Consider the following 11,816-nt stretch of genomic DNA (forward strand, 5'->3'; position numbering starts at 1 on the left):
ACCCGGCCTGCTCCATCCGTTCCCCGGCGCCCGCCGCCGGGTCCCGCGCCGCGTGACGGTCGTCAGCGGCACGCTCGCCGGGCTGGTCGCGCTCTCCGGGGTCGGGTTCGCCAGCTCGGCCGCCAACCCGGGCGACGCGCTCTACGGCGTCAAACGCAGCCGGGAGACCGCTCAACTGACCCTGGCCCGCTCGGCCGTCGCTCGCGGCCAGCTCCATCTCGAGTTCGCCCGCAACCGCCTCGCCGAGGCCGCGGCCGCCACCCGCGACCAGCGTCAACTAGACCTGCTGCTCAACGACATGGACAGCGACACCAGGCTCGGCATGAAAGACCTGGGCACCGCCGCCGCCACCCAGCACCACCCCGCCCCACTCGACCTCGTCGACGAATTCGCGCTCGCCCAGCACCGGGAGCTGAGCGCGCTCGCTGGCACCTTCGGTACGCCGCCACTGGCCCGGCAACGCATCCGGACCTCGCTCGCGCTCGTCGACCAGGTCAGCAAACGCTCGGTGGACCTGCGTGCCGTCCTGCGCTGCGCCGACCCCCTCACCGGCGACGCGCTCGGCCCGGTCGCGCGCGAGTGTTCCGACCCGCCGGCCGAGGAGACCTCGCTACCCTCGGACGAGCCGACGACGCCGTGGCCCACCCGGCCGCGCTCGAACAGCTCCAACCGAACATCCGAGGCGCCCAGCACCACCCCGACCGGCAGCGCCGCCGGCACCACCGCGGGTTCGCCCAGCGGCACCGGAAGCCAGCCGTCCGAGGACGACTTCGACCCGTCCAGCGCGGGTCAGCGGATGGTTCCGCAGTCCGGCACCGTTCCTCCGACGTCGACGTCGGGCCTGCCGATCACTCCACTGGTCGGATCCGTGGATGACACCCTCGACAGCGTCGTCGCCAGCCCACTCGTGAGCGAAACCACGGACTAGCCGGTTCGCCCCGGGCGTTCACGCACTGGGCGTACACGGCTCACGTTCTGTTGCCCCGGTCGGCACAGAGCGGGGAAGGCAGCCGCCTCTACACTGGGGTCGGCTGCCCCGTCCGCGCGCGCCCCGGGGTTGAACAAGCGCGTTTCCGCACGTCAGTGGAGGTAGCGAGTGATCACGCTCACCCGACGCGGCCGCGACCGCCAGGACGCTCTCGCCGTGGTGGCCGGTGCTGCGAGCGCAGCCGCCGCCGAGGTCGAGGCGCCGACGGAGGTCACGCCCGATCTGGGGGCCGCCGCGTTCTTCGACGTCGACAACACGATGATCGCGGGCGCGTCGATCTACCACTTCGCCCGTGGCATGGCCGCGCGCAAGTACTTCAGCAGCCGCGACCTGCTCGGGTTCGCGTTCCAGCAGGTGAAGTTCCGGATGTCCGGCGTCGAGGACGCGGCCAACATGGTCACCGCGCGCCAGGCCGCGCTCGCGTTCGTCGCCGGGCGGGAGGTCGACGAGATCGTCGGCCACGCGGAGGACATCTACGACGAGGTGATGGCCAAGCGGATCTGGTCGGGCACGCGTGCGCTCGCCCAGATGCACCTCGACGCCGGTCAGCGCGTCTGGCTGGTCACCGCGACGCCGGTCGAGCTGGCGAACATCATCGCGCACCGGCTCGGGCTCACCGGGGCGCTGGGCACCGTGTCCGAGATCGTCGACGGCAAGTACACCGGCCGGCTGGTCGGCGAGCCGCTGCACGGCCCGGCGAAGGCCGAGGCCGTGCTCTCGCTGGCTCGCCGCGAGGGCCTCGAGCTGGCCCGCTGCACCGCGTACAGCGACTCGGTGAACGACGTCCCGATGCTCAGCACCGTGGGCACCGGGGTGGCGATCAACCCCGACTCGGCGTTGCGGCGCGAGGCGCGTGAACGGGGCTGGCAGGTGCGTGACTACCGCACGGCACGCAAGGCGGCCAAGGTCGGCGCCCCCGCCGTGGCCGCCGCCGGCGTAATCGCCGGCGGCGTAGCAGGCACCCTCGCGGTCCGCCGCAAGATCGCCTAGAGGCCGGTGGGGCCTTGGTCGCCGGTGTCCGGGGTGGGGCGCTGATCGTCGTCCCCGGATTCGCGGGCCTGGATCACCTCCGCGAGGGCGTCGCCGCCGGTGGCGTCGTCGCCTTGGCCGTCGCCCGAATACGTGGCCATCGCCCGGCGGCGTTCTTCTTCGGTCACACCCGTGTTCTCACTCATGCCGCTCCGGTTACCCAAAGACCGACGGGCGACGCATCAGCAACTGGTAGAGCATCTGCTGGATCGTCTCGCGCACCTGATCGGTCAGGTTGAACACCTGCATCGGGTCGTCCGCGCCCGCGGCCAGGTCCGAGGTCTCGATCGGCTCGCCGAACTCGATGTACCACTTCGAGGGCAGCGGCACCGCGCCCAGCGGCCCGAGCCACGGGAACGTCGGCGTCAGCGGGAAGTACGGCAGCCCGAACATCCGCGCGATCACCTTCGCGTCCCCGATCTTCGGGTAGATCTCCTCGGCCCCGACGATCGCGCACGGAATGATCGGCGCCTTCGTCGCCAGCGCGGCCGACACGAACCCACCACGCCCGAACCGCTGCAGCTTGTACCGCTCGCTGAACGGCTTCCCGACGCCCTTGAAGCCTTCCGGGAACACCCCGACGAGCTCGCCGGACGACAGCAGCCGCTCGGCGTCGGGCTGGCAGGCCAGCGTGCTGCCCGACTTGCGCGCCAACTCCCCCACGAACGGCATCTGGAACACCAGGTCGGCCGCGAGCAACCGCAGTTTGCGCTGAGCCGGGTGATGGTCGAGCAACCCGAGCTGGAGCATCGTCGCGTCGACCGGGATCGTCCCGGAGTGGTTCGCGACCACCAGCGCCCCGCCGGTGTCGCTGACGTGCTCGAGCCCGGAGATCTCCACCCGGAACCACTTCTCGTACAGCGGGCGGAGCGCCGGCGCGAGCACGGCCTGCGAGAACTCCGGGTCGAAGCCGAACTCGTCGGTCTCGTACTCGCCGGTCAGCCGGCGCCGGACGAACGCCAGCGCACCGGCCACCCGCCGGTCCCACACGTCGCCGGCGCCACCGTCGTCGGCCGCGGGCTTCCCCACGGCCTCGGCCGACGCCGGACGCGGTGCCGCCGGAGCCGTGGCGGGGCCGCGACCCCGGCCGGACGCCGTGGGCTTCCCGGCGGGTGCCTTAGCCGCCTTCTTCACGGCCTTCTTGGCGATCTTCTTCGCCGGAGCTTTCTTCGCGGGCGCCTTCGTCGCGGGTGCCTTGTTGACCGAGGACGCACGCGTGACCTCCACGGTCACCGTCTCGTCGGCCGACTCCCGGGCGGAGCCGGCGTCCGCGTTGGCCGTCATGCCCTGGTCGGTGGTGTCCACGGGCTCAGCCTTGTTGCCGCCGTCGAAGGGGATGATCTGCGCGTCGGGCATGATGCGGCACTCCTTGCCGAACGGGGGTCTACCTACCGGGGCGCGCGAACCGACTCGACCAGGCGCCGGGCCGCTGACCAGCGCGTCTTGATCGCGCGCTCGACCGCGTCGAGGTTGTCGGCCGACAGCACGGACGCCAGATCACTGCCCCGCACGAAGTCGTCGAACGCACCCTCGGTGGTGTAGGCGGGGGTCAGGCCGAACTCCTGCTGCAACCGGGTGATGTCCACGACCCGCCCGTAGGTGAGCAGGCGGACCTGCTCGGGTGAGAAGTCGATCGAACCGGCCTGACGCACGGCCAGACCCAGGTAGGGGGCGGTGATCGACGGCACGGGCAGCGGCACCCGCCCGGCCCGGCGGATCGCCTGCGAGAGCAGCATCGAACCCGGCCCGGCGACGTTGAACGTGCCCGGGTGGTCCTCGCCGACGGCCGCGTACAGCGCGTTCAGCCCGTCCTCGACGTGCAGGAACTGGAGGCGGGCGTCGAAGCCCAGCACGGTGGGCACCACCGGCAGCGCGAAATAGCGCGCCAGCGGCGTGTCGATCCGCGGGCTGAGCATGTTGGCCAGCCGCAGCGTGGTGACGATGACGTCCGGGCGGCGCCGGGCGAAGCCGCGGACGTAACCCTCGACCTCGGTGGCGTCCTTCGCGTAGCCGCTCGGCGGGCTCTGCTTGGCCTGGATGCTCTCGGTGAACACCGCCGGGTCGCGAGGAGAGGCCCCGTAGACCGCGGTGGACGAGCGCACGACCAGCTTGCGGACCGTCGGGGCCTTCTGGCACGCGGCGAGCAGCTGCATCGAGCCGATGACGTTCAGCTCTTTCATCGACGCCCGACCGCCCAGGCCGGCCGGGGTCGCGAGCACGCTCATGTGAACGACGGTGTCGACACCGGCGTCCGCGATGACTTTCGCGATCAACGGGTTACGGATGTCGGCTCGCACGAATTCCGTGCGGCCGATCCGTTCGGCGGTGTCCGCGTCGGGCGCCACCGTGTCGACCCCGAGTACCCGTTCGATACCCGGGTCGGCCGCGAGACGAGCGGCCAGCCGACTCCCGAAGTACCGGCTCACGCCGGTGACCAGGACAACCCGGGGCAGCCCCGGCGATCTTTCCTCGGCCGGCATGCTGCCTCCCCGGGTGCGGCCTACTTCTTGTTGCGACGCTGGACGCGGGTCCGCTTCAGGAGCTTGCGGTGCTTCTTCTTCGCCATCCGCTTGCGGCGCTTCTTGATGACCGAACCCATACGACTTCCTCAATGTTCAACGACGACGACAGTAAGACGGACCCCCACCCTATCCCGAGCCACCTCGCCCGGCCCGCCCGGGTTGCTTGTCGAGCGCCTCCAGGCGCGAGTGCCTGAACCTGGAGCCCGCCCTGGGCGGGCCGCCCACCCGGAGAAACCGAAAAAAGCCGGGCGGTTGAGGGAAAGGGGGTCCCTCTTGCGCCACGGCTCTTCTCGTGGGTGGTGCGCACCACCGCTGGTGGTGCACCTCACCCGGTCAGGTCAGGTCCTCTACCCGGAGCGGAGGAAGCAACGGACTCCCCGGCCGCTGCGTGCCCCTCTCCGAGTCGAAGCCGTCGATCAGGCGGTGTCGGTGAACGCGTCGCGAAGATACTCGTGAACGGCACGCTCGGGCACTCGGAACGAGCGACCGACCCGCACCGCGTTCAGCTCGCCGGAATGCACGAGCCGGTACACGGTCATCTTCGAGACTCGCATCAACGTCGCCACCTCAGCGACGGTGAGGAACCTAACGTCGGACAGATTGGACGGTCCTGCTACTGCCATACGACCCACCTCACCCGGGCACGTATCGGGTGCCGGCTTCCCCTCCGGCACGGTGGTCACGCACGTGCTCTTAGTAGAGTAACGGTGCAAGTGGGAGCGAGCGACACTCTCAGCAACTCTGTCCATGCTGATCGCAACATTGGACAGTCTTTCGCCCGACTATGCCCCACTTTAGACCGACGCGATTCATGTTTTGTCACGTCCCGGACAGCTCAATCCGTCCCACCATTTGCACACGGCGCCCGCCAATCGGACCCCAGCGCCCCCGCGAACCCCACCAGAAACGCGTTCGGGTCAGTACAACTGTCCAAGTTCGACCGACCGGTCGCGGGCGGCTTCGATCGCGTCGAGCAGAGCTGCGCGCACGCCGTGGCGCTCCAGTTCGCGGATCGCCGCGATCGTCGTTCCGCCGGGCGACGTCACGGCTTCGCGCAACTGCACCGGGTGCGTCCCGGCCTCGCTGAGCATCTTCGCCGCCCCGAGTGCACTCTGGACGATGAGGTCGGCCGCGACGTCGCGCGGGATGCCGAGCAGGATCCCGGCGTCGATCATCGCCTCGACGAGGAAGAAGAAGTACGCCGGCCCGGACCCGGACAACGCGGTGACCGCGTCCTGTTGCGACTCCGGCAGCCGCCGCACCTTCCCGACCGGCTGCAACAGCGCCTCGGCCGCGGCCAGGTGCTTCTCCTCGGCGTGCGCACCACCGGACACGACGCTCATCGCCTCGTCGACGAGCGCCGGGGTGTTCGGCATGACCCGGATGACCGGGACCCCGTCGGCCAGCCGGGCCTCGTAGTACTTCGTCGGGATGCCCGCGGCCACCGAGACCACCAGGTGGTCGGGCGTGACCAGCGGCGCCAGCGAGTCGAGCAGCACTCCGACGTCCTGCGGCTTCACCGCGACGATGAGCGTGCGGGCGTGCGCCACGGCCTCGGCCGGGGTCACCGCTCGCACCTGGTACTTCTCGAGCAGGAACGCCGCCCGCTCCTCGTACCGCTCGACGATGACGATCTCGTCCGGGGTGCGCCCGGCCCGCCGGAGACCGGAGAGCAGCGCTTCGCCGAGCTTGCCGGCGCCGAAGATCGCCAGAGTGTTCATGGGGGTGGAGCCTTTCAGCGGGAAGAGACCAACGACCGGGCGAAGAGCGCCAGGTAGGCCGGACGCTCGGCCAGGCGGCGCATCAGGTACGGGTACCAGTCGCGCCCGTACGGCAGGTAGATGCGGACCGTGTAACCGGCCTGCGCCAGGCGACGCTGCTCGTCGGGCCGCACCCCGTGCAGCATCTGGAATTCGAACGTGTCGGGCGTGCGGTCGTACCAGCGGGCCCGCTCCTCGCCGATCGCCACCAGGCGGGGGTCGTGGGTGGCCAGCATCGGGTAGCCGTCGCCGGCCATCAGCACGTTCAGGCACCGGACGTACGACCGGTCGACGTCCAGCGCGGTCTCGAAGCCCACCGACTCCGGCTCGGCGTACGCGCCCTTGCACAGCCGCACCCGGGAGCCCGCGTGCGCCAGGTCCCGGCAGTCGGTCTCGGTGCGACGCAGGTACGCCTGGAGCACGGCCCCGGTGTCGGGGTAGTCGCGGCGCAGCGAGGCCAGCGTGTCGAGCGTGTGGTCGGTGGTGGTGTGGTCCTCCATGTCGAGCGTCACGGTGGTTCCCACCGCGGCGGCCGACTGGCAGATCTTCCGTGCGTTCTCGGTCGCCAGCTGCGGGTCGAGGCGCTGGCCCACCGCGGAGAGCTTGACGCTCACCTCGGCCGGCGGCGCGAGCCCGGCGGCGGCGAGCGCGTCGAGCAGGGCGCAGTACGCGGCGGTGGTCTCGGCGGCGGCGGCCTCGTGCTCGACGTCCTCACCGAGGTGGTCGAGCGTGACGGCCAGCCCGTCGGCGATCAACTCCCGGCTGACCCGGACCGCGTCGGCGACCTCGTCACCCGCGACGTACCTCGCCACCAGGTTCCGGGCCACGGACGCGTTCGTGAGCAGGCGTTCGACGGCCGGGGTGCGGGCCGCCGCGAGGATCGCCGTTCGAAGCATGGCTGGAGCCTAACGTGGGCTCGACCGAGGACTCGGAAAGACCAACGCCCCCGGACGGGCGGGTTGTCCCGGTCCGGAGGCGAGGTTGGGGGCGCCTTGGTGAGGCTCCCCAAAAAGAGTACGAGCGTCCTAGGTGACCCGCACGCGATCGGGGTTCATTGTCGCAATATGTGAGACGCAGTAGCTCAAACCGCACCGAGATGCGCAGCGGGTGCGGCCGGTGCGGCCAGGTGGAGCCGCGCGAACGCCAGCGACTCGGCCAGGTCGGCCTCCCGGCCCTCGCGGTCGAGGCCCCGGGTGGTCACCTCGACCACCACCGAACCGTCGAAGCCGCGGGCGGCCAGGCGCTCGAGCACCACCGCGCACGGCTGGTCACCCCGGCCCGGCACCATGTGCTCGTCCTTGAACAACCCGCTGCCGTCGGCGAGGTGCAGGTGCGCCAGCCGGTCGCCCATCCGGTCGAGCAGGGCGAGCGCGTCGGTGCGGGCGACCGCGGTGTGCGACGTGTCGAGCGTGAAGTGCCGGTAGGAGCCGGACGTCGGGTCCCAGTGGGGTGCGTACGGTATGAACGCCCGGCCGCGCGCACGCAGGGGGAACATGTTCTCCACCGCGAACTTGACCGCGGTGTCGTCACCGAGCTTCGCGATGCCGTCCTCGAACGTGCGCGCGTACTCGCGCTGCCAGCGGAACGGCGGGTGGACGACGACGGTGTCCGCGCCCAGTTTCTCGGCGGCCTCCCGGGACCGCCGGAGCCGTTCCCACGGGTCGGGGCTCCAGACGCGCTGGGTGATGATCAGGCAGGGTGCGTGGACCGAGAGCACCGGCAGCCCGTACTTCTGCTGCAGATCGCGGAGCGCGTCCACGTCCTGGCTGATCGGATCGTTCCAGACCATGACCTCGACACCGTCATAGCCCAGCGCGGCAGCGAGCTCGAACGCCGCCGGGGCTGTCTCTGGGTACACCGAGGCAGTGGAGAGCCCGACTTTCGCGGCCGGGACCCGAACCGTCTGCGGTGTGTCGCCTTCCCTGGTCACTCCATCCAGAGTAGCCCCCGGTCACGACGACCGACCGCCCCGTGCCGCTCAGGCGTTCACCGGCTCCTGATCAGCCACGACCTCGGGAAGCGACGGGTCCTGGATCCCGCTGTCGAGCCAGTCGAGGCGCTGCAGGATCACGCCTTCACGCAGCGCCCAGGGGCAGATCTCGACCTCGGCCAGACCGAGCCGGCGCATCGTCGCCTCGGCCACCACCGCGCCGGCGAGCAGCTGGTGCGCCCGGCTCGCGCTGACCCCCTCGAGCTCGGCGAGGTCGGTGGCCGGGATCCGCGTGATGAACTCGGTGATCTGACGCAGACCGTCGATCGTCAACGTGCGGCGGACCCGGGCTCCGGCGGCGGACGGTGCGGCCCCGGAGAGGCGGGCCAGCGTCCGGAACGTCTTGGACGTGGCGATCGCCCGGTCGATCTCGCCCGCCTGCGCGACGCCGTCGGCCACCGCGTCGAGCACGCTGTCGACGTACTCCCGGAGCTCGAGGACCTGCTTTCGCTTCGGCGGGTCGTCGGACAGCCGCTCGCGGGTCAGCCGACCGGCTCCCAGCGGCACCGACAGCGCCAACTCGGGGCTCTCGTCGATGCCCACCGCGATCTCCAGTGAGCCGCCCCCGATGTCCAGGCACAGCAGCCGCCCGGCCGACCAGCCGAACCAGCGCCGGACCGCGAGGAACGTCAGGCGCGCCTCGTCCTCGCCGGAGAGGACCGAGAGACCGACGCCGGTCTCCCGACGCACCTTCTCCAGCACCTTCTCGCCGTTGCGCGCCTCGCGGATGGCGGACGTGGCGAACGCGAGCAGGTGGTCGACGCCGAGCCGGTGGGCGGCGTCCTTGGCCGAGATCACCGCGTCGAGCAGTGCGTTGGCGCCCTTGTCGGAGAGCTTGCCGCTGTTGTTCACCGCCTCGGCGAGCCGCAGCACCGTCTTCTCGGAGTAGGCCGGGGTGGGATGACCGCCCCGACGAGCGTCGACCACCAGTAGGTGGACGGTGTTCGACCCGACGTCCAGAACCCCCAACCGCATACTCGAACCGTACGCCGTGGTTCGTGTCGACTCCGACCTCGTCACCCACTGTTCATCGTGGTCGTAGGCTGGCGGCGTGACTCATACGGTGGCGCTCCCGATGCCCCGGCCGCGTGACGCGGAGGTCGGGCTCGACTTCCCGCGGGAGTGGCTGGAAATCACCGACCCGGCCGACCCCGAGCACGTGGTCAAGGCCGATCTGACCTGGCTGCTGTCGGACTGGACGTGCATTTACGGCGCGGGTTGCCACGGGGTGGTGGAGGGCCGGGCCGAGACCGGCTGCTGCAGCCACGGCGCGTTCTTCACCGACGACGACGACGTGGCGCGCGTCGCGTCGCACGTGAAGCGGTTGACGCCGGCGGACTGGCAGTTCTACCGCAAGAGCGCGCCGAAGCACTGGACCGAGCAGGACTCGGTCGGCGACGAGGACGACCGGCTGCGCACCGCGGTCGTGGACGGTGCGTGCCTGTTCCACAACCGCGAGGGGTTCGCGGGCGGCGCCGGGTGCGCTCTGCACGCGCTGGCGCTGCGTGAAGGGCGCCACCCGCTGGAGACCAAGCCCGACGTCTGCTGGCAGCTGCCGGTGCGGCGCGAGCAGGAGTGGGTGACGCGCACCGACGGCAGCCAGGTGCTCGTCGACACGCTCGGCGAGTTCGACCGGCGCGGGTGGGGTGAGGGCGGGCACGATCTGCACTGGTGGTGCACGTCCGCTCCGGAGGCGCACGTCGGCGCGGAGCCGCTGTACCACACGTACGCGCCCGAGTTGATCGCGCTGATCGGGGAGAGCGCCTACACCGAGCTGGCCCGCCTCTGCGAGGCCCGCGCCGCCCGTGGTCTCATCGCCCCCCACCCCGCCACCGTGGAGGCCTCCCGAGCCGCCGGCGCCTGACCCCTCTCCAGCGGTCCCTTTTCGGCGAGCCCTGGCGCGCCGCAACGGGACCGGTCCCGTTTTGGCGCGCCGGGGCTCGCCGGAGTGGGACCGCTAGGCGGCGCCCCCCGTCGGGGCCCTTTTCCGGTCCCGCTTTGGCGCGCCAGGACTCACCCGAACGGGACCGCTAGGCCCGCGCCCTCATCGAAACACCCCTCCGGTCCCGTCTCGGCGCGCCAGGGCTCGCCGAAGTGGGACCGCTAGGCCGCGCCCGCATCGGAACACCCCTCCGGTCCCGTTTCAGCGCGCCAAGACTCACCCGAACGGGACCGCTCAGGCCGCGCCCCCATCCAAGCACCCCTCCGGTCCCGTTGCGGCGCGCCAGGGCTCGCCGGAGTGGGACCGCTAGGCGGCGCCCTCGTCGGGGCACTCTTCCGACGCGGCGCGGAAGGCCCGGCGGTAGTCGCGGGGCGGGACGCCGCGGCGGCGGACGAACTGGTCGCGCAGGGCGGCCGCGGTGCCGAAGCCGACCCGCTTCGCGACCTCCTCCACCGGCAGGTCGCCGCTCTCGAGCAGCTCCTCGGCCCGGTGCAGGCGCTGCGCCAGCAGCCAGGCCCGCGGCGTGGTGCCGGTGGCGGCCCGGAAGTGGCGGGCGAAGCTGCGCGGGCTCATCAGCGCCTTCGCGGCCAGCACCTCCACGGTGAGCGACTCGTGCAGGTTCGACCGCATCCAGGCCAGCACCTCGACCAGCCGGTCGGAGTCACCGGCCTCGGGCAGCGGCGAGACGATGTACTGGGCCTGGCCCCCGTCGCGGTGCGGCGGGATCACCACCGACCGGGCCAACGCGTTCGCCACCCGCGCGCCGTACTCCCGGCGCACCCAGTGCAGGCAGAGATCGAGCCCGGCCGCGCTGCCGGCGCCGGTGAGCACCCGCCCCTCGTCGACGTAGAGCACGTCCGCGTCCATCGTGACGCCGGGGAACGCGCGCGAGATGAACTCGCAGTTCTGCCAGTGCGTCGTCGCCTTGCGCCCCTCGAGCAGGCCGGCGGAGGCCAGCACGTAGGTGCCGGAGCAGAACCCCATCAGCGTGGCGCCGCGGGCGTACGCCCTGCGCAGTGCGTCGAGGTACTCGGCCGGCGGCTGGCTGAAGTCCTCCCAGGGCATCACGAGCACGAGGTCGGACTCGTCGATGCGGCTGAAGTCGCCGTCGAGCTGGATGGTGGCGCCGTAGCGGGTGCGGATCGGCCCCTCTTCGGCGGGGACGATCGCGAAGTCGAATTCGGGGAGGCCGATGTCGGTGCGGTCGTAGCCGAAGACCTCGGTGACGATGCCGAAGGTCAGCGCGCCGATCATGCGAGGGGTGACGCCGGTGACGATCATGCCGCCCATCATGGCAGCTTTCTTGCGCTCAGAGGAACCCTGTCATTGGCAGTTTTCTTCGCATGGCGGTCGGGTTTGCCACTCACGCTCGGAGCGGCGTCGGCGCGAAGCTTTTTGCATGTTCCTCATCGATTGCCACCACCACGGCGCACGCACCCTGGCCAGCACCGACGACATCCGCAGCTACGAGAACACCGAGCACGGCATCGTCCTGACGGTGGAGTGCCACTGCGGCGGCCTGGTCACCCTGGTCACCGGCCGCAACGCCGCGGCCCCCGCCCTCGTGGGAGCCGCGGCGTGAGAA

The 11,816-nt window shown here is 71.2% G+C and carries 14 protein-coding genes; 4 read left to right on the top strand and 10 right to left on the bottom strand.

Annotated features, from left to right (window positions below; all coding sequences use genetic code 11):
- Both ABD437_RS07580 and ABD437_RS07585 read left to right on the top strand, forming a co-directional pair.
- The coding region (locus tag ABD437_RS07580) for a DUF5667 domain-containing protein (protein WP_344648011.1) at positions 1-928 on the top strand (928 nt) is incomplete at its 5' end.
- A gap of 168 nt (positions 929-1,096) precedes the next feature.
- A complete protein-coding gene (locus tag ABD437_RS07585) occupies positions 1,097-1,978 on the top strand; it encodes an HAD family hydrolase (RefSeq protein WP_344648012.1) in 882 nt (293 codons plus the stop codon).
- On the opposite strand, the gene ABD437_RS07590 is transcribed toward ABD437_RS07585, so the two are convergent.
- The 9 genes from ABD437_RS07590 to ABD437_RS07630 all read right to left on the bottom strand — a co-directional run bounded on the left by ABD437_RS07590 (position 1,975) and on the right by ABD437_RS07630 (position 9,264).
- Positions 1,975-2,163, bottom strand: a complete 189-nt coding sequence (locus ABD437_RS07590) for a hypothetical protein (protein WP_344648013.1) — start codon at positions 2,161-2,163, stop codon at positions 1,975-1,977. The two genes, ABD437_RS07585 and ABD437_RS07590, sit on opposite strands and share 4 nt — an antisense overlap.
- A 10-nt stretch (positions 2,164-2,173) precedes the next feature.
- Positions 2,174-3,373: a lysophospholipid acyltransferase family protein gene (locus ABD437_RS07595; protein WP_344648014.1), complete on the bottom strand. Its 1,200-nt coding sequence runs from the start codon at positions 3,371-3,373 to the stop codon at positions 2,174-2,176.
- Positions 3,374-3,405: 32 nt separating this feature from the next.
- Complete coding sequence (locus tag ABD437_RS07600) at positions 3,406-4,497, bottom strand: NAD-dependent epimerase/dehydratase family protein (protein WP_344648015.1); 1,092 nt, start codon at positions 4,495-4,497, stop codon at positions 3,406-3,408.
- Positions 4,498-4,517: 20 nt separating this feature from the next.
- The gene (locus ABD437_RS07605) at positions 4,518-4,616 is read right to left on the bottom strand and encodes a 30S ribosomal protein bS22 (RefSeq protein ID WP_003948845.1); all 99 of its coding nucleotides are present in this window, start codon (positions 4,614-4,616) and stop codon (positions 4,518-4,520) included.
- 339 nt (positions 4,617-4,955) lie between these two features.
- On the bottom strand, positions 4,956-5,162 hold the full coding sequence (locus tag ABD437_RS07610) for an excisionase family DNA-binding protein (protein ID WP_035858397.1): 207 nt from the start codon (positions 5,160-5,162) through the stop codon (positions 4,956-4,958).
- A 294-nt stretch (positions 5,163-5,456) separates the two neighbouring features.
- On the bottom strand, positions 5,457-6,260 hold the full coding sequence (proC, locus tag ABD437_RS07615) for a pyrroline-5-carboxylate reductase (protein WP_344648016.1): 804 nt from the start codon (positions 6,258-6,260) through the stop codon (positions 5,457-5,459).
- A 14-nt stretch (positions 6,261-6,274) separates the two neighbouring features.
- Positions 6,275-7,195: a proline dehydrogenase family protein gene (locus tag ABD437_RS07620; RefSeq protein ID WP_344648017.1), complete on the bottom strand. Its 921-nt coding sequence runs from the start codon at positions 7,193-7,195 to the stop codon at positions 6,275-6,277.
- Positions 7,196-7,380: 185 nt separating this feature from the next.
- Entirely contained in the window at positions 7,381-8,157 is a 777-nt protein-coding gene (locus ABD437_RS07625) for a sugar phosphate isomerase/epimerase family protein (RefSeq protein ID WP_344648018.1), read from the bottom strand.
- A 120-nt stretch (positions 8,158-8,277) separates the two neighbouring features.
- On the bottom strand, positions 8,278-9,264 hold the full coding sequence (locus tag ABD437_RS07630; RefSeq protein ID WP_344648019.1) for a Ppx/GppA family phosphatase: 987 nt from the start codon (positions 9,262-9,264) through the stop codon (positions 8,278-8,280).
- A gap of 100 nt (positions 9,265-9,364) precedes the next feature.
- On the opposite strand from ABD437_RS07630, the gene ABD437_RS07635 reads away from it, so the two are divergent.
- Positions 9,365-10,153 carry a DUF3109 family protein gene (locus tag ABD437_RS07635; protein ID WP_344648176.1) on the top strand — a complete coding sequence of 263 codons (789 nt, stop codon included), beginning with the start codon at positions 9,365-9,367 and terminating at the stop codon, positions 10,151-10,153.
- A gap of 384 nt (positions 10,154-10,537) precedes the next feature.
- On the opposite strand, the gene ABD437_RS07640 is transcribed toward ABD437_RS07635, so the two are convergent.
- On the bottom strand, positions 10,538-11,512 hold the full coding sequence (locus ABD437_RS07640; RefSeq protein WP_344648020.1) for a helix-turn-helix domain-containing protein: 975 nt from the start codon (positions 11,510-11,512) through the stop codon (positions 10,538-10,540).
- 118 nt (positions 11,513-11,630) lie between these two features.
- Here ABD437_RS07640 and ABD437_RS07645 point away from each other — a divergent pair, with 118 nt between their 5' ends.
- Positions 11,631-11,813, top strand: a complete 183-nt coding sequence (locus ABD437_RS07645; protein WP_344648021.1) for a hypothetical protein — start codon at positions 11,631-11,633, stop codon at positions 11,811-11,813.
- The last annotated feature ends 3 nt before the right edge of the window (positions 11,814-11,816 follow it).

The organism is Cryptosporangium japonicum (genome assembly GCF_039524755.1).
Lineage (GTDB): Bacteria > Actinomycetota > Actinomycetes > Mycobacteriales > Cryptosporangiaceae > Cryptosporangium > Cryptosporangium japonicum.